This is a genomic window from Acetobacter estunensis (assembly GCF_019083805.1).
Lineage (GTDB): Bacteria > Pseudomonadota > Alphaproteobacteria > Acetobacterales > Acetobacteraceae > Acetobacter > Acetobacter estunensis_A.
The window spans coordinates 1-21,223 of record NZ_JAHRDV010000019.1; the positions used below are offsets into that span (position 1 = coordinate 1).

General features: G+C 57.2%; 17 protein-coding genes and 2 pseudogenes. 4 read left to right on the forward strand and 15 right to left on the reverse strand.

Translation table 11 applies throughout. From position 1 onward, the window contains the following. Positions 1 to 32: 32 nt before the first annotated feature. Both KUA11_RS17580 and KUA11_RS15435 read right to left on the reverse strand, forming a co-directional pair. Positions 33 to 605: a 3'-5' exonuclease gene (locus tag KUA11_RS17580; protein WP_368041043.1), complete on the reverse strand. Its 573-nt coding sequence runs from the start codon at positions 603 to 605 to the stop codon at positions 33 to 35. Positions 606 to 638: 33 nt separating this feature from the next. Beyond that, positions 639 to 1,661, reverse strand: coding sequence for an ATP-dependent helicase (locus KUA11_RS15435; protein ID WP_254454976.1), 1,023 nt, complete (start codon positions 1,659 to 1,661; stop codon positions 639 to 641). A gap of 157 nt (positions 1,662 to 1,818) precedes the next feature. Between KUA11_RS15435 and KUA11_RS15440 the strand changes: the two genes are divergently transcribed. Continuing rightward, complete coding sequence (locus KUA11_RS15440; protein WP_254454977.1) at positions 1,819 to 2,019, forward strand: hypothetical protein; 201 nt, start codon at positions 1,819 to 1,821, stop codon at positions 2,017 to 2,019. A gap of 14 nt (positions 2,020 to 2,033) precedes the next feature. After that, a complete protein-coding gene (locus tag KUA11_RS15445; RefSeq protein WP_217411763.1) occupies positions 2,034 to 2,351 on the forward strand; it encodes a hypothetical protein in 318 nt (105 codons plus the stop codon). A 191-nt stretch (positions 2,352 to 2,542) separates the two neighbouring features. On the opposite strand, the gene KUA11_RS17895 is transcribed toward KUA11_RS15445, so the two are convergent. Together KUA11_RS17895 and KUA11_RS15455 are read right to left on the reverse strand one after the other, a co-directional pair. Beyond that, positions 2,543 to 6,514: a PIN domain-containing protein gene (locus tag KUA11_RS17895; RefSeq protein ID WP_217411764.1), complete on the reverse strand. Its 3,972-nt coding sequence runs from the start codon at positions 6,512 to 6,514 to the stop codon at positions 2,543 to 2,545. Between the two features lie 586 nt (positions 6,515 to 7,100). Beyond that, on the reverse strand, positions 7,101 to 8,651 hold the full coding sequence (locus KUA11_RS15455) for an Eco57I restriction-modification methylase domain-containing protein (RefSeq protein WP_408744227.1): 1,551 nt from the start codon (positions 8,649 to 8,651) through the stop codon (positions 7,101 to 7,103). A gap of 88 nt (positions 8,652 to 8,739) precedes the next feature. On the opposite strand from KUA11_RS15455, the pseudogene KUA11_RS17590 reads away from it, so the two are divergent. Beyond that, positions 8,740 to 9,521, forward strand: a pseudogene (locus KUA11_RS17590) (IS5 family transposase). Here KUA11_RS17590 and KUA11_RS15470 read toward each other — a convergent pair. The 5 genes from KUA11_RS15470 to KUA11_RS15490 all read right to left on the reverse strand — a co-directional run bounded on the left by KUA11_RS15470 (position 9,508) and on the right by KUA11_RS15490 (position 14,004). Beyond that, the gene (locus tag KUA11_RS15470) at positions 9,508 to 10,956 is read right to left on the reverse strand and encodes a type I restriction enzyme HsdR N-terminal domain-containing protein (RefSeq protein WP_217411769.1); all 1,449 of its coding nucleotides are present in this window, start codon (positions 10,954 to 10,956) and stop codon (positions 9,508 to 9,510) included. The pseudogene KUA11_RS17590 and the gene KUA11_RS15470 sit on opposite strands and share 14 nt — an antisense overlap. Positions 10,957 to 11,368: 412 nt before the next feature. Then, on the reverse strand, positions 11,369 to 12,019 hold the full coding sequence (locus tag KUA11_RS15475; protein WP_217411771.1) for a hypothetical protein: 651 nt from the start codon (positions 12,017 to 12,019) through the stop codon (positions 11,369 to 11,371). Beyond that, positions 12,019 to 12,498, reverse strand: a complete 480-nt coding sequence (locus KUA11_RS15480) for a hypothetical protein (RefSeq protein WP_217411772.1) — start codon at positions 12,496 to 12,498, stop codon at positions 12,019 to 12,021. Before KUA11_RS15480 ends, KUA11_RS15475 begins: the two co-directional genes overlap by 1 nt. Further along, positions 12,443 to 13,531 carry a hypothetical protein gene (locus tag KUA11_RS15485; protein ID WP_217411774.1) on the reverse strand — a complete coding sequence of 363 codons (1,089 nt, stop codon included), beginning with the start codon at positions 13,529 to 13,531 and terminating at the stop codon, positions 12,443 to 12,445. The genes KUA11_RS15480 and KUA11_RS15485 overlap by 56 nt, the downstream gene beginning before the upstream one ends. Further along, positions 13,528 to 14,004, reverse strand: a complete 477-nt coding sequence (locus tag KUA11_RS15490) for a hypothetical protein (protein ID WP_217411776.1) — start codon at positions 14,002 to 14,004, stop codon at positions 13,528 to 13,530. The genes KUA11_RS15485 and KUA11_RS15490 overlap by 4 nt, the downstream gene beginning before the upstream one ends. 710 nt (positions 14,005 to 14,714) lie before the next feature. Between KUA11_RS15490 and KUA11_RS15500 the strand changes: the two are divergent. Continuing rightward, a pseudogene (locus tag KUA11_RS15500) lies at positions 14,715 to 15,395 on the forward strand (IS5 family transposase); the annotation flags it as partial. Between the two features lie 2 nt (positions 15,396 to 15,397). On the opposite strand, the gene KUA11_RS15505 reads toward KUA11_RS15500, so the two are convergent. Genes KUA11_RS15505 through KUA11_RS15530 form a run of 6 tightly spaced genes read right to left on the reverse strand, consistent with a single transcriptional unit; the run spans position 15,398 to position 21,205 of the window. Next, on the reverse strand, positions 15,398 to 16,537 hold the full coding sequence (locus tag KUA11_RS15505) for a thioredoxin family protein (protein ID WP_217411778.1): 1,140 nt from the start codon (positions 16,535 to 16,537) through the stop codon (positions 15,398 to 15,400). 53 nt (positions 16,538 to 16,590) lie between these two features. Next, positions 16,591 to 18,225: a GMC family oxidoreductase gene (locus tag KUA11_RS15510; RefSeq protein ID WP_217411780.1), complete on the reverse strand. Its 1,635-nt coding sequence runs from the start codon at positions 18,223 to 18,225 to the stop codon at positions 16,591 to 16,593. Between the two features lie 31 nt (positions 18,226 to 18,256). Next, positions 18,257 to 19,150 (reverse strand): SDR family NAD(P)-dependent oxidoreductase, encoded by an 894-nt coding sequence (locus tag KUA11_RS15515; protein ID WP_217411782.1) that lies wholly within the window; start codon positions 19,148 to 19,150, stop codon positions 18,257 to 18,259. Between the two features lie 12 nt (positions 19,151 to 19,162). Continuing rightward, complete coding sequence (locus tag KUA11_RS15520; RefSeq protein ID WP_217411784.1) at positions 19,163 to 19,675, reverse strand: cytochrome P460 family protein; 513 nt, start codon at positions 19,673 to 19,675, stop codon at positions 19,163 to 19,165. A 26-nt stretch (positions 19,676 to 19,701) separates the two neighbouring features. Continuing rightward, entirely contained in the window at positions 19,702 to 20,748 is a 1,047-nt protein-coding gene (locus tag KUA11_RS15525) for an alpha/beta fold hydrolase (RefSeq protein WP_217411786.1), read from the reverse strand. Between the two features lie 40 nt (positions 20,749 to 20,788). Further along, positions 20,789 to 21,205 carry an organic hydroperoxide resistance protein gene (locus KUA11_RS15530; RefSeq protein ID WP_217411788.1) on the reverse strand — a complete coding sequence of 139 codons (417 nt, stop codon included), beginning with the start codon at positions 21,203 to 21,205 and terminating at the stop codon, positions 20,789 to 20,791. Positions 21,206 to 21,223: the final 18 nt, after the last annotated feature.

Genomic DNA, 21,223 nt, shown 5'->3' on the forward strand with positions numbered 1-21,223 from the left:
GTGACAATCTGGGACGATACGGCTCAGGCGAATTACATCGCCGACCGGGTGCTGGAAGAGCGGGAGGCGGGAACACCGATGAAGCAGCAGGCCGTGCTGTTCCGGGCCTCGCACCATAGCGGCACGCCGGCCTGATCGGATGTCGCATCCGGCGGGTCCAGCGTCAGTTCGGTGAGAAATTTCTCGCGTGACGGATAGCCGCCAGCGATCTGTTCCAGTTGCACCAGATCGGCCAGACGGGTGGAAGCGTCCTCATGCAGTCGCTCCAGATGCGGCTCATACCAGTAACGCACTGCCGCGATCTCGCCCGGCCAGCCGACCTGTTGGCTGCCAGGGGCTGTCAGCAGGTTCACAAAACCCGTCCAGGCCTCACCGCTGCGCTGCGGCGCTTTCACATCCTTCACATGCGCACTGTCGAGAAACTTCAGGCCGCCGAACTTCACAAACGGGATGTTGCGCCGGGTCAGTTCCACCTCCAGCGTGCCGCTATGGTGCGAGGCCCGGAACAGCACGGCCTGCTGCTTCATCGGTGTTCCCGCCTCCCGCTCTTCCAGCACCCGGTCGGCGATGTAATTCGCCTGAGCCGTATCGTCCCAGATTGTCACGAGCCTGGGGAGTTCGTCGGACTGTCGCTCGGTTCACAGATCCTTGGTGAACCGCTCGGCCGCTTCGCCGATGACGGCGTTGGCCACCTCCAGAATGGGCTTTGTCGAACGATAGTTCCGATCCAGCGTCACGATGTGGGCTTCAGGTTTGAACTGACCCGGAAAATCGAGGATGTTGCGCACGGTCGCGGCCCGGAAGGCATAGATCGACTGTGCGTCATCTCCCACCACCGTCAGGCCTCGCCCGTCCGGCTTCATGCCCAGCAGGATCTCCGCCTGCAGCCGGTTCGTGTCCTGATACTCGTCGACCAGCACATGATCCCACTTGCCGCCGATATCGACGGCCAGCACCGGATCGCTAACCATCTGTGCCCAGCACAGCAGCAGGTCGTCGTAATCCAGCACACCCTGCGCCTGCTTGGCGGTGACATAGGCGGCGAAGAGCTGTTTGAGCTGCGCTTCCCAGCCCGCGCACCACGGATAGTGCTTCAGCAGCACATCGGCGAGCGGCGCACCGGAGTTCACCACGCGGGAATAGATGGCCAGACACGTGTCCTTGCCGGGAAACCGCTTCTCGGTTTTCGAAAACCCCAGATCGTGCCGGATCAGATTCATCAGATCGGCGGAATCCTCGCGGTCATGGATCGAGAAGGCCGGGTCCATGCCAATCTGCTGGGCATATTCCCGCAGCAGCCGGGCGCCGATGGAATGAAACGTCCCGGACCAGGCCAACGCGTCGGCCAGAGGCCCGGTTTTGTCTCCCAGCACCGTCTTGCAGATGCGCTCCACCCGTCGGGTCATCTCGACACTGGCCCGCCGGGAAAAGGTCAGCAGCAGGATCCGGCGCGGATCGGCGCCCGAGGCGATCAGATGCGCGACCCGGTGCGCCAGTGTGTTCGTCTTGCCCGAACCGGCGCCAGCGATGACCAGCAGCGGGGATGGATCCGCCCTGCCCGGCGAGACTCCGGTCCCGTGCGTGACGGCCTGCCGCTGGGCGTCATTCAGACGGGACAGATAATCGTCGCTGTTTGGGGCGGGAGAAGTCTCTGAATTCAATTCCTTAAGGTACCTTCACCAATAATTCCGGGTGGTTATGCGCCCTGCATCATGCCTGACGCGGTGCGAATTTGCATTGACTTCCATCGCCGAATCAGAACAAATAAAGAACATATAATCATGAAATGCGCCTGCACAAGGGACATCGAGCCGTGAAATGACTGCTGAAACCCATAAAAAACCTGGCCTGGAGACGCTTCGGGCTGCAATCAGCCGTCTCGAAGGGCACGGCGACCGACGCCGCAAGGTGCTGCCCTTTGGCGGTCTTGCGCTGGGTGCACCCTCTGAAATGGCAGGAGGCTGGTGGTCATGGGACGCAACCACACGAACCGGCATTCCTGCTTTTCCGCCAGCCTGAAAGAGAAGCACGCCATGACGACAATTTCGGATGATGATGTCCACAATGCTCTGGCTGAACTGATCCGGATCAAGCCGGATACAGATTCAATCGAGACGATCAAGGCCTGGCGTGATCACATAATGCAGTATCGCGAGCAGGACACTGCCGCCATGGCAGTGCTTCGAGGTTATGCCCGGCAGTTTGCCGGCGATGTCGTCGCTCTGAGAGAGCGGTATTATGCTCTGTCAGGCGACAGGCGCTACCGGTACGAAACGACGGGCAAGGATCTCGGGGGCGTAGCGGCAGCTCTGAAGGATGCGTGGTCCTTGGTGCCAGGGTGGCAGAACTGAGAAGGTAACGCGTTTTGCAGTGACGGTTGCTTTCGCCTCATAGCCGACACCCAAACGGGCGTGACGGTCCGCCGAAAGCCGACGTTGTTATGTGAAGCTCTATGAAGCGTGTTTGGTATATTCGAGATAAGCGGCTCTCGGATCATGAATAGGCAATACCTGCCGTTTCTGATGAGTGCGAGGCATTCGTACTAACGTCGGCCAACTTTCTTGGGACGGGATACTTTTGTTCTCTTTGTCCGGCGCTGCGGTTTGACAGATGCGATGACACGCTCCTTTGACCGGATTTCGTCCAAGTCGTAAAAATGGCCTTTCATCCAGTCTGCCAGATAATCCCGCGCCCATTGGGCAAGATGATCGCCGGCACGGGCATACTTCGCGAGTTCGGCATCAATGATGTGAAGGACTGCTTTCCAGTCGTCGGGTCGCGACCGCACCAGTTGTGCCAGCAACCTGCTGATGGCACGACTTTGCTGCCATGACGGCAGATTCAGCCTCCATACCCCCCTCATGGTTTCGACCGAGACGGCGATGTGCGAGGGCATGTGAGCATTGAGTCCACCGATGAACTGGATAGCCGCATTGAACAATGCGAACGCTCGTGGATCTTCTAATGCGAGCATCTGGAGTAACGTTTGGGCGTCTAGGCTGAGATGGCCGTGGCGCATTGCCCCAAGCATGCCAACGCCGACCAGATACTGGTCGCGTGTGATCTGGCCATCCCTTGCAAAGACGTTCAGGACCACTTGGAGCCAAGCCCCGCCCTTGACGCCCTGACTTGCTGCATATTGGCGGAGATTCAGATCTTCCGAGAGGATGATGACATCCGCGGTTCGTGCGAGGTTGATAGGATCGAATATTTCCTTCGATCCAAAATTGTCGAGAAGCTTATCCAGCCGAACGTCGAGCGATCCGTCGACCGGCAGGATCTCACAAAGGTCCTCGAGGTCCTTGATGATCGCATTCATCCATTCCAGTCGCTTCTCCGTCTCCTCGGGACTATGGACCTGCCGACATGCCTGTTCGCCGTCGAAACTCATGGTCATGAATTCGCGGCCACGGTTGCTCTCAATCTTCGCCCTCAGCTCTATCATTTCGTCCATGGTTGAGCGGGCGATGCACAGCCTTCCGAAATAGTCCTTTGCAGCCTGGAGATGCCCCAGCTCGCGCAATTGCCAGACGGTCAGTGTGTCGAGCGCAACACCCTTGCCGCGCGCCTGGCGCACGAACATCGTGGCTTCTTTGCACTCGTCAGCTGCACCGATACAGGTGCGGAGATTTGTTCCGGTTCGCGTCAGATGTTCGGCCAGTTGAAGGACCGACCGGTTAGAGGACGCCGCAATCGCCGCAAGAGGGATAGGATGGGACGTGTAGATCGCAGCGACTATGTCATCCTTGTCCTGAAGGGTGCGAACCACATCGAGGATCGGCTGTACGTCATCGTCCTTCATACTCATGACGAACATCGATCGCGCCGCTGGGAACTGGGCCGCGTGTTTCGCCATGATATCGTGGAGCAGCCAAATATATTTGTGCTTGAGCTCTTTTATCCTGTAACGCTTCGAAACACCGATTTTCGCAGGGATTTCGATTACTTCGTTGACAGATTTCCCCACCAGAGCAGCTGCCAAGGGATGGTCCAACGCAAACCGATCAATCCCAACAATCTCTTTATCGCCGATGATGCCAGTGACATCCCTGGCGCCGTCCAACCCTTCAAGGTCGAACCAGAAGTCAGTCTGTGCTGGGCCTGCCCGACCAATTGGAGAAGGCAGAGCCTCGTTCATGAAGATGATTGAAGGATAGGAGGATACGACGTTTTCATCGTGCCGATTGGTCGCGGCCACTCTATAGGCAAGTCGTAGCGCCCGCATGGTTTCACCTGCGCGGCGATGCCAGTAAGCGAGCCGCATGAGGTCGTTGGGAGACCCGTCTGCCGCGTCGTCGTTGATGCCAGCGACTAAATCTCGGGCTTCGTCTTCCTTATTAGCGCGTACCAGCGTGCGTGATAGCAGGAGAATGGCGCGCAGATCACTCGGCACTGCAGAAATCGCCGAGCGAAGGTAGCGCTCTGCAGCTCCTAGATCGCCTCGATTGTACTCAGCCGCGCCAGCCAGCCGCGCATAGAGCGGAAGAGCGATCACCTCTGGGGCAAGCGATTGATAGAAAGGCGATGTCCTCGCCTGCGTCGGCGCGTTTGCGAAGGCGTGGGCAAGCCAAGCCAGCGGCTCTGACGGCCGGTCTACACCAACAAACCCATCGAGTACGCCAATGATGTCTTCCCATGCCTCACGCAACAGCGAGAGCTGGGCGAACATCACCCTGTCTGAATAGCTTGTCGCCGGCGTGATAAGCGATCGCGTCTTCTCTGCCATCGCTCCAAGCGCTTCAGGTCTCGCTATCCGATAAATATCCGCCACAGCGATATGGGCCCCGACACCCAGCGGCCAGCGTTCGAGGAGTTGCTCGACATCTTCGTCAAGGTTTGCGCCCATCTTACCAGCATGCCGCGCGCGAAATACCAACACGTCGAAAAGCTGGCGCGCAGGAATCGGCAGTCTTTCGCGACGCTCGTTGGTCGCCTCCTTGACGACTTCCGCCCATTCGTGGAGGTTAGAAAGCGCTACAAGCAGTGGAAGGACCGCATTGTCGGGGAGGAGAGCACTGCGGAGGAGGCGTTTCGCCTCGGCAAATTCTTCGAGATCGATAGCCACCCATGCCGCGACCAGCGCAGCATCTGGATCCTTGGTCCCAGTCGCCAGAACCTGGTCCGCAATGCGTTTCGCCTGATCGAGATCCCCCAGAGCCCGGTAGGCGGTTACGAGATTATACCCAACCATGCACCAATCAGGTTCACTCGCATGCTCAAAGTGACGAACCTCCTCCCAATGACGCTGCAGGAATTCCGCACCCTCGCGAAGCTTGATCCGTCGATCGTCCGGAACACGGCCGAGGTGTTCGACGACGTCGCCGGAAAAAGCTTCGTCGACCAGAGCATCACCGGCCATCCGGATAGAATTGCCATCCTGAGGGAAGCGTTCGAGCGTTTCGGCAGCCAGGACCCACCAGCTTCCCGGGGCGCCTTTCTGACGAAGGTAGTTGATGCGGTGGATGCGAACGTTATGGTCGTCCAGAAGATCCGGCGAGACGATTGCCATGGGGTCTCGCTCGACACTGTCCATCGCTGCCACCTGGAATGCGAGCCCGGCAGCGCCAACATTACTAGCATCCTCGGCGAGTGTATCCGCTGCGAACGTCCATGCACCCGCCAAATCTCCCTGGATGGTGAGTGAGAGGATCCTGTTCGCTCGCGTGCGTGGATCTGTCGGATTGAGAGCATAGGCTTCATCGAGAAGAGGGGCGGCATCGATTTCGTCGCCGAGCTTCATCCGGGCGATGGCGATATTGACCTTGACCCGCGCGCGGATTGATACTGCGTCCTTCTCATTGAGCGTACTATCGAGCGCTTGGAGCAATTCTAACGCGGTCCGCGGCCTTCCCGCGTTCAGCATGTCGCGATATTGGTCGATCTGTGCATCGAGATGCTGATCGAATGCACTGCGGGCCGTATCTATTGGCCCGATCGCAATCGTCGTGCGGATCTCCGCCAGATATTGTAGTGTCTGGTCATTCTGAGCGCGGATCTCCGCCTGCCCCGACAGCGTCTCGCTTCCGAGCTCAAGCAGGCGATTGGTCGATGCGCTGTAATCAGGATCGAAGGCCGCAAGCGCCTTCGGGTCGTTTCTGATCTTTTCCTGAAGGGTGTCCCAGCCCCAGACCTGAATGTCGACTGTGCGGCCAAGCTTCACCTGTTCTTGGGCCAACTTGGTTGCAAGAAAATCGTAAGCGGCCTCGTCGGTCGCGGTGGTGACGATATAGAATTCCGTTAGTGCCGGTTCGATACTCATCGCTTGGTCGACCTCCTTGCGGATCGTCGTTTCGGTGAGCTTCGCGCCACGGGTGACGAGTTTGCACTGGATGCCGACCGGCTGGCCTGGATCGCGGTCGCGCTTGCCAATCAGATCGAGGCCAAACTGCTTCTTGCCTCGCGTACCCACAAACTTGACGTTTGGATCATTGAGAAGCCCCGCGAAAAGCTGAATACAGTTGCTTTCAAAAACCTTGTCGTCGGTCGGGATATTGATGATCGTCGAGGAAGCCACGCGTCGGTTTTTCCGTTGCCCTATAGAGAAATTTGGGACTTATGCGCCATTCCCAAGCCAAAATTGGGAGTCAGTTTACGCGGAAAGTGGCTGTTTCTACAACCGCGGCTTCTACAATGAATGGAGTAAGTTCGGTCGATCATCGCCATGAGCGTTGACGCTGCGTAGGGCTTCTTTCGGTCATCTCCTCCCAATAACCGACATTCCGCTTCCTCCGTTTAAGCGCCGATCTGCTAAATGAATTTGAAGCAGACAGGCGGAAGGCGCCTACAAGTCAGACATTCGAGCGTTTATGGAAATTGCCCGAAAGCGGACATTGCTAAACTAAGCGTGATAGACTGAGTTTGGGACATAGTTGCCGTTCGCGAGGATCGGCACGAGCGACTGCTCCAGATCGAAGCGGACAACGCTGGTTCGGCCGAACTTCGGGCCGCATATGAGCAAGGCGGGCCCAAACGGAATTTACAGCTTTCGGCCTGGCGCGGCAAAGGTGCAGACATTCCCTCGCGTGCGCTCGCGATCCTCGCCGACTTTTGGAACATTTGGTTGCGGGCAGGTTACGGTGAGTAATGTAACAGGGGCAGACTCACTGCGTCGTTGCAGCTTCAACAAGCGCGATTTGTTTCTTGTCGAGCCCGTAGAGGCGATAAACGAGACCATCAATCCGCTCGTCGTCGGCCTGAATGCGTTCCGCAAGTTGTTCCCGTCTAGACGGTGACTTTTCATCCTGGAGCTTTGCATTGTTCTCTGAAATACGTGCCCCAAGGCTTGAAATTTCAGTTATCAATTTCGAATTGGCATTGTCCTTCATTGTGGTCCCTTTAGGAATCGGTAAGGCACGAACGGTCGTCGGATAGGTATGAAAACCACCGCCGGTGCGGACACCCTCACCGGTGAGGACCCAATAATAATAGGCCGAGATCAGGCGGCTTGCGACAATGGCCTGCAGGAAATCCAGTGAATACAACTCGGAAAGCCGCACTCTTGCGGTGCCTGCCTTTGCCAGCTGGGTAGCGGGCAGATCCGCAAGTCGTTGGGCGCAAAGGATCGTGTGGTCGCAGTAAAGCCCGGTCTGATCCCGGGCGGCTTCGATCCGGTGATTACCGGTGATGTCGCGAATCATCAGCTTTGGGTTCTCGAAGAACCACGGCGTTCGAGATCCATACATTTCCGGTGCCAATGCCCATTCGACATATCGCCCGTGCCAGTTCGCACGGTAGCGGTAAAGATCCCGTCCCGAGATGGTTTTCCTGCAAGTCGCCGTCACCTTTGAGTCGCGCAGGACGTATTCCTTCCCGAACACACCTTTTTTCTTACTCGACATCTGAGCGCCGTAGTTTACATGGGTGATGTCGCCTAGCTTAATACTATCATTTTCGATCTTCGCGACGAGCGCGGCGACGTCTTCCGTAAAATCGATCCGCAACATGTGTTCCGGAAGCTTCTTCAGGCGAGCTTGTGCGACCCTGTGAGCGGGCTGAATCGTCCCAGGGTGATAAGTGGTGGCTTTTGGCGATGGACCATCAATTTCGATAATGTTGTTTGCACGCGGCTTTTTCTTCCGCAAAATCGGAATAATCGTAATAACGGGGACTTTACCGAATACCTTAACTGTTCGAAGGTCAGCTACCCTGTGAATCTCGGTGCCGGCAAGAATTTGTTTGCGCGAAATTTCGGCATATTTTTGAAGTGCATAGGAGTACGGAATGATCATCCCAATAAGGCCGTTCGGCCGGCAGACCTCCAGAGCCTTTTCCATGAACAGGACATAAAGATCCCAATGGCGATCAGCCGACAGAAATATTCCGGAGTTGTTAATGTAATCACGGATGTACGGAGCCGTTTCGAATAGCGTCCAAGCATTCACGTACGGCGGATTGCCGATCACCGCCGAAAAGCCACCGTCGGCGAAGACCTTCGAGAAGCTTCGATTCCAATCGAACACATTGACGTCGATCAGTTGTTCATCGGTCAGAAGATCGAGTTGCACATTTTTGCGAAAGTCCGGTCCAATTAGTGAGTTGCCGCATTTGATGTTCGCTCCGAGATCAGGAAGAGCGCGCTCTTTAAACAATTCGTACTGACGCCGCAACGTATCTCCGGTTTCGTCCTCTAGCACCTTAAGAAGGAGCGACAACTTAGGTCACGTTGACAAAAGATCTATACGATCTGCCTGAGATCTGATTCACTTCCTGCCTGTGGGGTAAGGAGCAGAGAGAACAGGCATGGCACGAGGCGATCTGACGGATCAGGAATGGGCGATAATTGGTCCGCTTCTGCCTTCTGAGCGTGGACGTTGGGCGCGCCCGTCTGGAGATAACCGCCGTTTTCTCAATGGTATGCTGCACATCCTACGCACTGGATGCCCCTGGCGTGACATGCATGAACGCTACGGCAAATGGAACTCGGTTTATGTCCGGTTTCGCCGTTGGGCCGAACAGGGTGTGTGGGATGCCCTGCTGCAAACCCTTGTAGACCTTGGCCTGACTGATGACTGGCAGCATATGCTCGACAGCACCGTGGTTCGCGCCCATTCACAGGCCACTGGCGCAAAAGGGGGGCTCATGCGGAAGCTTTTGGTCGGTCACGCGGCGGCTTTACGAGCAAAATCCACGCCCGATGCGACAATCAGGGACGTCCTCTTGGCTTTGTCCTCACCGGCGGGCAGGTCTCGGACTATAAAGCCGTAAATGCCCTGCTGGAACTTCCGGCTCCAAACCCCAGGGCCATGCTGGCTGATCGGGGTTATGACAGCGACAGTTTCCGCCAGGACCTTCTGATCCATGGGATCCTGCCGGTCATTCCATCACGCAAAGGCCGCAGCACTCCACAAAACACTGACTGGCGGCGCTACAGGGATCGTAACCGTATCGAACGAATGTTCAACAGGCTCAAGCAGATGCGCCGCATCGCAACCCGTTACGACAAGACCGCCTTGTCCTTCATGAGTTTCCTCAATATCGCCGCCGCAAGGCTCTGGATCAGGTCTTTTGTCAACGTGACCTAGTCACTTCTACAGCTTGCTTGTCGATGTCGACGCCGTAGATGTTCGCCAAGAGAATGCGCTTACGTTCGTCGATCGTCAGCTTCCATACGCCTGTGGCGGATCGATAGAGAGCCTTTTTCTGTTTTTCTGGCCCATTGGCGATGTACCACCTGAGGTACCAGTCCAGCAGGAACTGATAGGCACCTAGGAGGAACGATCCGGATCCACACGCTGGGTCGAGAATTCGAAGCTTGATGGCATCGGTTGGGGACTTGCCCCGCAGCAGCTCTCCCACCGTTTGCTCGACGATGTAGTCAACGATGTATGATGGCGTATAATAAACGCCCCCCGCTTTTTTGACCTCAGGCTTCTCCTCCACTATGGCTCTGCGGTTCCGGCCAATGCGAATAACACGACCCAGAAACTGCTCGTACACTTGGCCCAAAATCTCGGCCGAAATAACCGAGAACTCGTATGGACATTCCGGATAGTAGAGATCTTTGACAAGGGCCTTCAGAACTTTGTCGTCGATCGAGAGATGGGGAGTGAGCGTGTCAGGGTGTTCGCTTTCGTCCTTTTCGCGCCTGAAGTGAAACAGTCCAGAATTGTATCGCTCGTCGGCTTCACGGAAAATTGTGAGGAGCCGCTCGTAGACGCCCTTGCCGGTCGCGGCCGTTTGTAGTCGACCGTAGCGCTCGATACCGCGATCTTCACAAATTCGGAGGAACACGATCCGGTCGATCGTAACCTGAACCGCAAAGTTGAGGTCGCGCGCGTTCAGCACTGGGTTACGCAGCGCGAGATTTCGGGCGAGCTCATCGCGCCACCGTTCAATTTCGTCAAGGAACGCAGCATCGACCTCCGTGGTACCCTTCTTGCGGCCGATTTTGCCGGTATCGAAGGCATCGAAGGAGCCCTTGTAGACAGCTTCCTTGGAGAAGATGGATGCGATCTCGTTCCATCGTTCCGGAAGCTCATCGTAGCTGATCAGTTTTACCCGGGCCGTGGAGGCCTTGTCGGTTACCGAGGGACGAACGCGACAGTCGTAGACCGCGATTTCCTTGAAGTTGGTGAGGATGGAGAGCCCCAACTTAGCCGACCATCCGTATCTCCGAAGCTGAAATGCGGCGGCCGCATCGTTCTTGACAGAAACGTAGGGTTTCTTCGCTTCGAGGAAGAACTTGCGGACGCCGCCGACACGAAAGCTGTAGTCCGGCGCTTTGTGAACACCGCCGATTTTGATCGCGTCTTCATGGACGACGTCCTTATACGCTTCTGCGTACCCTTGCAGATTTTCCATATCCCAGCCCAGGGATTCGAACATTGGGTCAATAAATTCTTGTCTAACCTGGGCTTCGTTATATCGTTTGTTGTTGTAGGTGTCCTCGTGTTGGCCGAAGCGTTCGACGAGATCGAGGACCTCTTTCTTGATCGGGAAGGGCGGGAGCGGTTTCATAACCGAGGTTCTACAGGTTGCGTGAGTAATAGGCTACTTTGATGTGCCGCCCAAGAGCCGCCACGCCCGGGTCGGTATCTCCGGTTCGAATGGGATGGCGCGTTAGGTCTATCCGAGCGTCCGGTTTGGAGGAGACGGTCGATAGTTGGATGACCGAAATGAGGCGTGCTGCTGTTGGACCGCTTAGCGATAAGCTAACGGCGGCTTCTATCACTAGCGGCCGAAAGCTGCGAATGTCAGCATTCAGTCATTTTTTCCCGATAACCGACATTCCGCTCTCCCCCCTAATTCGCCTGTCTGCTCAAGCGAACCAAAACAGACAGGCGGCGGTCGCCTCATGTCGGACGCAGATGTGCATCCCTTCGATTCCCTAAAGCGGACGTGGTTCACAGCGTACAAGGGACTGTTTTCGTCAACCTCGGAGCGGTCTAGACTGCTTCGAAAGCAGCGCGTGGCGAAGTTCAATTAGCGATCCGGTTGGGCGGGTGTGCCTTGTGCGGAAGCGCTCGATCTTATCGATCGCGGCAAGGGGGACAGGTCCCTCAACGAGTGCGAGAGGAGCATGACTATTTATGGCGTCGGCAATCCGCGAACGAGCAAAAGGCACGTCGCCGTCAAGCACGTAACCAAGCATGCACCCAACTGGCAGCTGTTCGGCATACTGCTCGGTGAGGAAACGCATCATACCCTGCGTGACATACACAGTAGCCAAGGAACTGCGGTTTCCTCCGTTGGTGACATTGAGGCGCTTGCACTCATAGGCCAAGTATCGGTCTCGCTCCCAGTCGAAAAGCACGGCGATGTCGATGATATTCTTGCTGTATTTCGACCCGTCAGCCGCTAGGCCGAACGGCTCGAATTGGTACTCGACCCAATGGCATAACCGACGCACCACAACGTCCTTGGCGAGGCGATCGACGAGGTTGATGGTGATGTCATCTTCCCCAGGCTGTTCGGGAAGAACCGCCATGCACTCTGGCCACGCTGCCGCGATCCTCGCGAGGAAGCGATCGTCAAACGAAACGAAGTTGTCGACCCATCCCTGCACATCACCGATCAGCATCAATTTGCGCCCCGCGGCTGGGGCGCGGCGGCAGCTTGCTGGAGGTCGAGCGCTATTCCATCGGCATCGGCGAGTGCCGTGGAGCGCAGCCAGAAGCGCATCTGCATAGGCTTGATGAGGTAGAGGCAGTCCCCGACGAAAACGCGCAGATCCGGCATGAGCTGGAAGTTACCGTCGAGGGGCCTGTGGATGTGGGCTGCAAGCTGCTCGAGTACCTCGCCGAGTTCGCCGGCCGCATCTTCGGCATAGTCTTCATGGCCGCCCAGATGCAGACGCAAGATCGCCAAATCAGCGCCGCGCGCGACAAGGCGCGCATCGATCTTCTTGCCTTTGAACCAGTCCGCGAGGCTCGCCGACAATGTGCGAGCGTATTGAGCGCGTTGCGGTTCGTCAGGCGCGCCCCAGAGTTTCGGGAAGTAGCCTTCATGGGGCTGAAGCGCAGGCAGGGTCGAGGAAGTTTCCTGTCGTCCTTGTCGCATCCGGCAACATCTCCCACGCTTGGGAAACGACCGTGTCGGCGAGGAACATGGGCGTGTAGTAGGCGTCTTTGGCGCGGCGTTCGGCCTCGCGTTCACCCAGAAACCGATCGTAAACGGCGCTGACGAGCTCGATCGGGATATAGCGGAAGTCATAGCCCCAGAACCGCTGCTGTCCGGAACGCGCCATTTCTTCACGGCCTGTCCGGAACCGCGCCAGGATCGTCAGATGGGCAGGCGTCACTTCGGGTGCCTCGCCCGTGGCCTCGAAGGAGCACGGCGCGACGAACAGATCGCCGTTGAAATCCGCATGGAGGGTCCGGAAGAAGGACCGGAAGAGATTGACGTCGCCGGTTTCCAGCAGCGCCGAAAAACTCTCCGCGCTCTTCTCGGAGACGGCGGCAAAGTAGGTGGGCGTTACGATCTCCCGGTCTTCAAGGTAGGCGATAAACATCGCCTGTATGAGCAGGGCCTGGGCCGCATCAGAAGCGAGCGCGGCCTTTTTCAGGAGGTCATGGGACGCATTCAGATTGTCGAGGAGTACCTGATCGATGCGTTCTTTCGGGGGGAAATACTCGCCGTAGTCCTTCCAGAGACGTCCGGATTCCGCGCCGTAGATAAGGTTTTGAAACCGCAGCGCTTCGGTCGTCAGGCTGAGGCTATCGATGAGGCAGCGGGTCTCGAAGGCGTCGCCTGGATCGCTCAACGGTGTACGGGCGAGCGAAAACGCTCTGAGCGTATCGTCGGCGATAACCAGCAACAGGCTGGCCAGACCCTGATTCCAGAGCGCGCCGTGAAGCTTGATAATAGCGGCGCGGTCGTAGTGATCGGCTTCCAGGATCGCGACGGTTGGGACGCCTTGGACGCAGAAGATCGCCGATACACCCATTTCGGTGAGGGCGGCTCGGATAGCCGGCGCGTGCGGCACGTCGCTGACGGCCTCGGCTGACTCGTAGAGTTCAGGCGAGCGCCGATGTGTGAGCCCCAAGCGGTCTTTCCACTCCGGCGCCAATGCGGATGCCAGGGTGGCGTTCATGCTCGTCTTCCACGTCGTTCGGTTTGCGGGCCGATCGCTGTGGGGGAAAACTGCAGATAGCCTTGAGCGAGATCCGCTTCGGTAGCCGTAAGCGCCGACTGCAAGCGCGACACGATGGGTCCACAAGGAACGCATAGGGTGGAGGCGTCGGGTGACGGACGCGTAGACGTGCCAGCGTCAACGAGACGGAGGCTATCGGCTTCGATTAGGGCAACGCAGGTTTCAAGCGAGAGCCAAGATTTGCCGCGACACTCCCGGAACAGTTCGTCGAAACGGCCGCTAACCGTGCCAACGCGGACGCCGAAATCTCTGACCAGTTCGGCCACGATCGCCATCGCGACGACGTCCCCAGGTGTGAAGCTTGGAGCGTGCCCCTTGTGCGCAGCCAAAGCCGGGATGGCATCCCGCCACGTCCGCAGGGCATCCACTGAAATGGAAAGCAGCTCGCGAATCTGGCTTTGAGTGTAACGCATTAAGCTAGATTATCTGGGAATGTCCCACAGATCAACACGGGGTAAACCCCGCGTTTGATCCTTATTTGTTCCACTTTAGAGAGAATTGAAAGAGCCAACGTCGTGCAACTGAACTGTTCCGTAATTGACGGGGACGTCGGCCTTTTAAGGATTCGTTCCAAGAAGCGGACCGCCGCCCCCCTCTGCTCTGCCTGTCTGCTCAGTGATACAGAAGCAGTCAGGCGGCAGTCGCCTTCATCCGAGACATACGGGCGTGGCATATTACGCTCCATAAAGCAGACATCTGTACCTGAGGCGACTGCAGTGGGGCAGGTTTCGGAAGGACAACACTGTATACCTGCCATTCTAAGGGTGAACTTGCTCTCGATCGTTCGCTTTACGGATTAGCCGATCAGATCAAAGCATCTGCCTCTGTTCATTAGCGCTGTACGAGGTGATATGCCGGGCTGCGTATCCGCACGAAGGACGGCGTTGTGGCCGACGTGGAGTGGCGTCGCTTTCAGGATGCGAGGACCGGCAAGGTGATGCTTGGCTTCGGGTACGCCATGACCATCGACGCGGCACAGGGCCTGACGCCAGACGAGCATATCAACGCCATGCCGCGGGGTGCGGATCTCGCGACCGGCTTTACCTCCTACGTGGGAGAGCGCCGGGCGCGCGGGACAACATGGCCAATGACTTCGGAGGCGGCGACCTTCAAAGCTGTCCGCAACCAGCGGGGCTCGGCGAGCGGCATCATCTTTGTTAATCGGAACGGCCTGCGCTGGCGTGATGCGCCTTGGGAATACGGTCCACATAAGACACTGTACAACCGCTGGAAGCGCTGGGACGCCATGGGGATCTTCACCCGGATGATGGACGGACTGGCTGCCGGAAAGGCAGAGCCCCGGACCATCATGATTGATGCGACCTGTGTGAAGGCGCACCGCACGGCTTCCAAGCCTGCGGCGAAAAAAGGCGATCCAGGCCGCCTGACCGGCCGCGCCAAAGGCGGGATGAACACGAAGCTGCATGCCGTCACCGATCAGAACGGACGACCGCTGAACTTCTTCATGACAGCAGGACCGATCAGCGATTATATGGATGTCGCTGCCCTGGCGGACAGTCTTCCTGCTGCACAATGGATGCTGGGAGACCGGGGTTATGACGCTGACTGGTTCAGGGATGCCTTGGAGGCAAAAGGGATCAGACCCTGCATTTCAGGACGGAAATCTCGCGGAAAACCGGTCAAATACGACAAGAGAAAATATAAACGCCGCAATCGCATCGAGATCATGTTCGGAAGGCTCAAGGATTGGCGGCGGGTTGCAACCCGCTACGATAGATGCCCGACCGTCTTCTTCTCAGCCATCTGTCTCGCTGCAACCGTCATGTTCTGGCTATGGTCCTGAGCCTAGCCAAATGTAAACGAATAGGCTGTCACGCCAGCATCGAAGAAGTGTATCTTAAACGTATGTTCTCTGATGCCACCGGATTGCCGCACAAGCTGATACAGTCTTGTATCTGTGACGATGCCCTTTCCGGACTGGTCCGTATCGCTGCCATGACTACCGCCAGGTGGAGCACCATCGATCGAAATTGTGAAACGAACCGGTTTTGAGCCGTCAGCATGACCAAGAACGAGATGCAGATCCCGGGCCCGAAAGCGGTACGTTATGCCCCCTTCAGGAGTATTGAGAATCACGCGCTCCGGTCCGATCGTCCAGTCACCCTCCAGACTCCACTGATTACTTGCCGGATTTCCCGCAGTGTAGCGTTCAGCCGCATTACGTCTGATGCCTTCGGGAGACGCAAAGCCTGTTGCCCTCTCATAGCCGAGATAGGTCTCTTCAGAACGGATATCAGCGATGTCGGGAGCCGCCTCTGCGCCTTCACCCCGCGGCGTAGTGACGGGCTGGTCGTCAGTGACTGTCCTGCCGTCGGTTTCCGCGAGAAGCTCCCGGATCACCCGCTCTGATGTCTCATAGTCTCCTTCACCGAACTGATGATGACGGACCCGGCCTTCAGCGTCGATGAAATATAGGGCGGGCCAGTACTGATTGCCGAAAGCCTGCCAGATGACGCGGTTGCTATCAATTGCGATAGGATGGGTCATCGAAAATCTCTTCGTTGCACGTCGGATATTTTCGATGTCTGTCTCGAATTTGAATTCGGGCGTATGCACTCCGATGACGACAAGCCCCCGATCCCGGTATTTTGCTGCCCAGCTTCGGATATAGGGCTCCATCCGGATGCAGTTGATGCAGGAATAGGCCCAGAAATCGACGAGCACGACTTTCCCGCGCAGATTCTTTACGTCGATCGGGGGTGAATTGAGCCAGCCGGTAGCACCGTCAAAGGAGGGCATGACGCCTTCGACCGGCAGGCTGCTGTGATAGGCTGGTGCTGTGGGAGGCGAAGTTTCGCTTGCCACAGCGCGCGGGTCTGTCGCGGCCAGTGCGCACTCGCCGGTAGCGATCTCACTGACCAGAAGCATCGCCGCCGCTAGGAGACCGACCCCTCCGCGCACCTTCGAATGACCTGTTTGTGTCATGGATGCACCTGTTTCTGTTTAACGACCTGAAACCAGAAGTGTCATGCGGGCATTTAACGCTGCGCCTGCGTACGGGCAGATGTGGTCATCCCGTAATCCATTTCTATCGCCCGGGCAGCAAATTCGCCGATTACAACGCAGGGCGCCATCGTGTTTCCCGTCGTGATGACCGGCATAATGGAAGCGTCCGCGATCCGGAGATTTTTTACGCCATGAACGCGGAGCCTGTTATCGACGACAGCCATATCGTCGTGCCCCATTCTGGCGGTGCCACATAAGTGCCAGAAGCTCGTGGCCGCATTTCTGACAAAATTCTCTAATGCGCGGCCCTTCATCGGTCCTGGCATCACTTCGCGCTTCACAAAAGGCTCTAACGGACGCGAGTTGCCAACTTCGCGGCACAGTTCAACGCAGGCGATCGCGGCCTTCATATCCGCGGGATCGGCGAGCACGTTTGTTTCAAGACGAACGGGATCAGATGAATTCCGACCGGTCAGCCGGACACGCCCCCGGCTCACCGGATGGGCGACACCTCCGAAAAGGGTCCAACCGGCTTCCGGAAGACCGAATCTCTCTATGTTTTCCACGGTGGATTTCGGGACTTCAGCCTGACAGATCAGGAGATCGGGACAGGTCAGTTCCGCCCTGCTCTTCCAGAGTATGAAGGCTTCCGACATTGTGTTGCGGGGCGGCAACGGAGTCCGATACTCCCAGACGCAGTCGAAAGCGACGTGATCCTGGAGGTTCCTGCCCATTCCGGGGCGATGTGCAACAACCGGAATTCCAGACTGTTCCAGTTCCTCCTTCTCGCCTATACCTGACTGCATAAGGATTTTCGGTGTCTGGACCGCGCCAAGAGAAAGAATGATTTCGAAATCAGCGGCGAATGTGAGTTTTTCTCCTTTTCGCACAGCCTCAATACCAGCCGCGCGTTTTCCATCGAAAATGATGCGGGTGACCGTAGTCCCGGTCAGCACCGTCAGATTGGGTTTGTCCATGTAAGGACAGACATAGGATCGAAACACCGATTGCCGCACGCCGTCTTTTGCACATACATCGGTAATGGAAGCGCCTCCGTCGCTCTCCATCATGCGACCATTAGGACTTTCGTACAGCGGGATGCCTGTTGAGCGGGCTGCCGCCATCGTCGCCGGCGCAAGCGGACAGGGATCGGGCGCCGGTTCCACAAACATTGGACCACCCACGCCACGCCTGGCTGGATCGGGGGCGCCATGCCAGTTCTCAATCCGACGATAAAGCTTCAGAACAGCTTCGTAACTCCATGCCGGATCATCCGCGGCAGCGGAAAACAGATCCCAGTCCCGTTTGTGGCCCCGCGCCCAGACCATGACGTTGATGCTCGTCCCGCCCCCAAGAACTTTTCCCATGGAATAAGGAATGACACGATTATTGACATGCGGGCCGGGCTCACCGGGAAAGTTCCAGTCTCTCTCGCTTCCCAGATTCAGTGGCCACTGGTTTGCCTGCATGACTGCCGGCACGTTGTCGCTTCCTCCGGCTTCAATCAGCAGCACACTTACATCGGGGTTTTCGGCAAGCCGTCGGGCGATCACTGATCCGGAAGCTCCGGAGCCGCACACGATAAAGCTGTAACGGGAGCGTAAGTCATGCTCCGGTCTGCGCTGCCCTGAGCCTGCATAGTCGGTGAATTCAGACTGCGTGGACATAATGTGCTCCTTCCTGAAATCTGCATCAGGATTACCGGGCTTTGGATAATGCATCAGCGGAAGCAACCTGAGCTGACTCCCTGACTGTCATTCCATCGGATGGAAAATCAGTGGTGATGCTGATCTCACGCCATTTTTCGACCTCTTCCAGCCTGCCGAGATCGGCTCTCCTGATAGCCATTACGGCATCGGTTCCAAGTGGCAGACGTAATGGTGGCTGCTCCATAGACGACACTTCAAGAATGACCTGAGCTGCCCGCTGTGGATCCCCGGGCTGGTGGCTGTTGTATGCCCGCTGGGACCTTATGGTCGCGCCGATCACCTTGTCATATATCGGGTTCCCTTCTTTCATGACCGTTGAGGATCCCGCGAAGTCAGTCCGAAATCCACCGGGTTCAAGTATCGTGACCCCGACCCCGATCAGCGCCATTTCGAGTGCTAGAGCTTCGGAAAACCCTTCCACGCCCCACTTCGCAGCTGAATAGGCTGCACGCCCGGGAGCACCGATGCGGCCGCCGACCGAAGAAAACTGGATGATGCGACCACTCCGCTGTTCGCGCATGACCGGTATCACGGCCTTTGTCATAATGATTGTTCCGAACAGGTTTGTCTCGATCTGCCCGCGGAAATCACCCAGGTCGGTGTCTTCCACCGATCCGACATTTCCATAACCGGCACTGTTCACGAGGACGTCGAGACCGCCGAAGCTTTCCATAGCAAGGCGGACCGCCGCTTCTGCCGCAACCGGGTCGGTTACATCGAGCGTTATGATCCGTACAGCCTCACCATATTGCTCTACGAGATCAGCAAGCCGTGTCGTATCACGTGCGGTAGCGACAAGCTGGTGACCGGCATCAAGCACCGCCTGCGATATGACACGCCCCATGCCACGTGAACTTCCGGTGATGAGCCATCGTTGCCTCACGACCTCTCCTGGTCAGGGCGCATAACGAGTGAAAACATAATCGTGTCCCTGGACACGGGCCTCATGGCAGGCAAAACAGGTCTTGTGCTGAGCCTCATCGGCAGGCTTCCCGCCGATAAATTTTCCAAATCCCCATCCGCCGGAAGCCGCATATTTCGTGGAATTCTTAACCATGACCTGGACTGTTGTCGGCTCGCCAGGAATGGTCGCGGGTCCGAATTCAGGCGACTGGCGGCGTTTCCAGGCAAGTTTGACCAGGATCGTGCCGTCAGGGAATGGCAATTTTCCGGCATGATAAGCATCGACTGCTGTTTTGTTTCCGAGCACGACACGAAGTTCATCGATAGGTTCAGCTTCGGATGCCGGGGCGATCAGATGCCACTGCCGATAGTTCTCAGGGATACTGACCCCGTAGATCGGGGAAACAGTGTCCGTGTCAGGCTCTGCCGGAGCACCGGACGCAACTGTCGCCGTTGCGACTGATATCATGCCCAGTACAGCAGGTATAAGAAGAAAACGGGACATCGAAAGGCTCCTTCCGTCGCAGAGAATCAGAACCGGTCCACATCGATAACCGCCCTGGCAAAATCCTGCGGTGCTTCCTGTGGCAGATTATGGCCGATACCGCCGGTGATGAGCCGGTGCTCGTATCTGCCGGAAAATTTCTTTGCATAAACACGGGCTTCCGGATGCGGAGCACCGTTGGCGTCTCCCTCCAGGGTAATGGTGGGCACGCCGATCAGCGGCAGCCGGGAGAGTTTTTCTTCCAGCTCATCGTAATGATGTTCACCGTCAGCAAGACCGAGACGCCAGCGATAATTATGGATGACGATGGCGACGTGATCCGGATTATGGAACGCCGCCGCGCTGCGCGCGAAGGTTGTATCGTCGAATGACCAGCGTGGTGAAGCCAGTTTCCAGATGAGTTTTGCAAAATCATCCGTGTATTTTGCATAGCCCGCGCGTCCGCGTTCGGTCGTGAAATAGAACTGATACCACCACTGAAGTTCAGCCGGTGGTGGCAGGGGCGCTTTGTTGACCTTCTGGCTTCCGATCAGATAACCGCTGACAGAGACGAGAGCTTTACAGCGCTCGGGCCAGATTGCTGCAATGACGTCCGCCGTTCGTCCCCCCCAGTCATAACCGGCGAGGATGGCTTTCGGGATATGCAGCGCGTCCATCAGATTGATGATATCAACCGCGAGCGCGCCCTGCTGACCATTCCGGAGTGTGGCAGCGGACAGAAACCGGGTCGTGCCGTAGCCGCGTAGGTGAGGTATGATAACCCGATAACCTGCCTTCTCCAGGATCGGTGCAACGTCGATATAGCTATGAATGTCATAGGGCCAGCCATGCAGAAGAATGACAGGTGGCCCATCCATGGGACCAGCTTCGACAAAGCCGATATTGAGCGGACCGGCATCGATCTGTTTCACCGATCTGAAAGAAGACCGGGTTCCTGAAGAATCTGCCGCGCTGTTTTGCGCATGTGCGACGGAAATTTTTCCAAACTGAGCTGCTGCCAGAGCAACGGCAGCAGCACCAAGCAGACGCCGGCGAGGACGATCAACCGCGTCGGAAATACTGTGTGTGGTCATGGTGCACCTCTTTACCGGGATCCGTGAGCAGCCACCCTTGTCAGACAAGGCTGACGGCAACGGCGATGTTATGTTGCGTGGCCTTTGAATAGGGGCAGGTCTGATGCGCCGCGTCCACCAGCTTACGCGCGACGTCGGGGTCGACGCCGGGAACATGCACATTGAGGCGTGCCCCGAGAAAATACGCGCCATCGGCAACATTCAGGTCCACCTCAGCATCGATCACGGGAGCCGCAGACAGCGTGATATTCATTTTACGCGCTGTCGACGCCATTGCGCTTTCGAAACAGGCGGACCACGCGGCGGCAAAAAGCTGCTCGGGGTTGGTGCCACTGCGCTCGTCGCCGGGCGTGGACAGTCTGATATCCAGCCGGCCATCGGAGCTTCGTGCCGTTCCTTCCCGACCGCCGGTCGTTCGGACCCTGGCTGTATAAAGTAATTTCGTCTGTCCGGTCATTTTCGTTTTCTCCTGTAG

Coding starts and splice junctions, on each gene's coding strand:
- KUA11_RS15440 (WP_254454977.1), top strand. CDS start 1,819: ATGACTGCTGAAACCCATAAAAAACCTGGCCTGGAGACGCTTCGGGCT.
- KUA11_RS15445 (WP_217411763.1), top strand. CDS start 2,034: ATGACGACAATTTCGGATGATGATGTCCACAATGCTCTGGCTGAACTG.
- KUA11_RS15470 (WP_217411769.1), bottom strand. CDS start 10,956: ATGAAACCGCTCCCGCCCTTCCCGATCAAGAAAGAGGTCCTCGATCTC.
- KUA11_RS15475 (WP_217411771.1), bottom strand. CDS start 12,019: ATGCTGATCGGTGATGTGCAGGGATGGGTCGACAACTTCGTTTCGTTT.
- KUA11_RS15480 (WP_217411772.1), bottom strand. CDS start 12,498: ATGCGACAAGGACGACAGGAAACTTCCTCGACCCTGCCTGCGCTTCAG.
- KUA11_RS15485 (WP_217411774.1), bottom strand. CDS start 13,531: ATGAACGCCACCCTGGCATCCGCATTGGCGCCGGAGTGGAAAGACCGC.
- KUA11_RS15490 (WP_217411776.1), bottom strand. CDS start 14,004: ATGCGTTACACTCAAAGCCAGATTCGCGAGCTGCTTTCCATTTCAGTG.
- KUA11_RS15505 (WP_217411778.1), bottom strand. CDS start 16,537: ATGACACAAACAGGTCATTCGAAGGTGCGCGGAGGGGTCGGTCTCCTA.
- KUA11_RS15510 (WP_217411780.1), bottom strand. CDS start 18,225: ATGTCCACGCAGTCTGAATTCACCGACTATGCAGGCTCAGGGCAGCGC.
- KUA11_RS15520 (WP_217411784.1), bottom strand. CDS start 19,675: ATGTCCCGTTTTCTTCTTATACCTGCTGTACTGGGCATGATATCAGTC.
- KUA11_RS15525 (WP_217411786.1), bottom strand. CDS start 20,748: ATGACCACACACAGTATTTCCGACGCGGTTGATCGTCCTCGCCGGCGT.
- KUA11_RS15530 (WP_217411788.1), bottom strand. CDS start 21,205: ATGACCGGACAGACGAAATTACTTTATACAGCCAGGGTCCGAACGACC.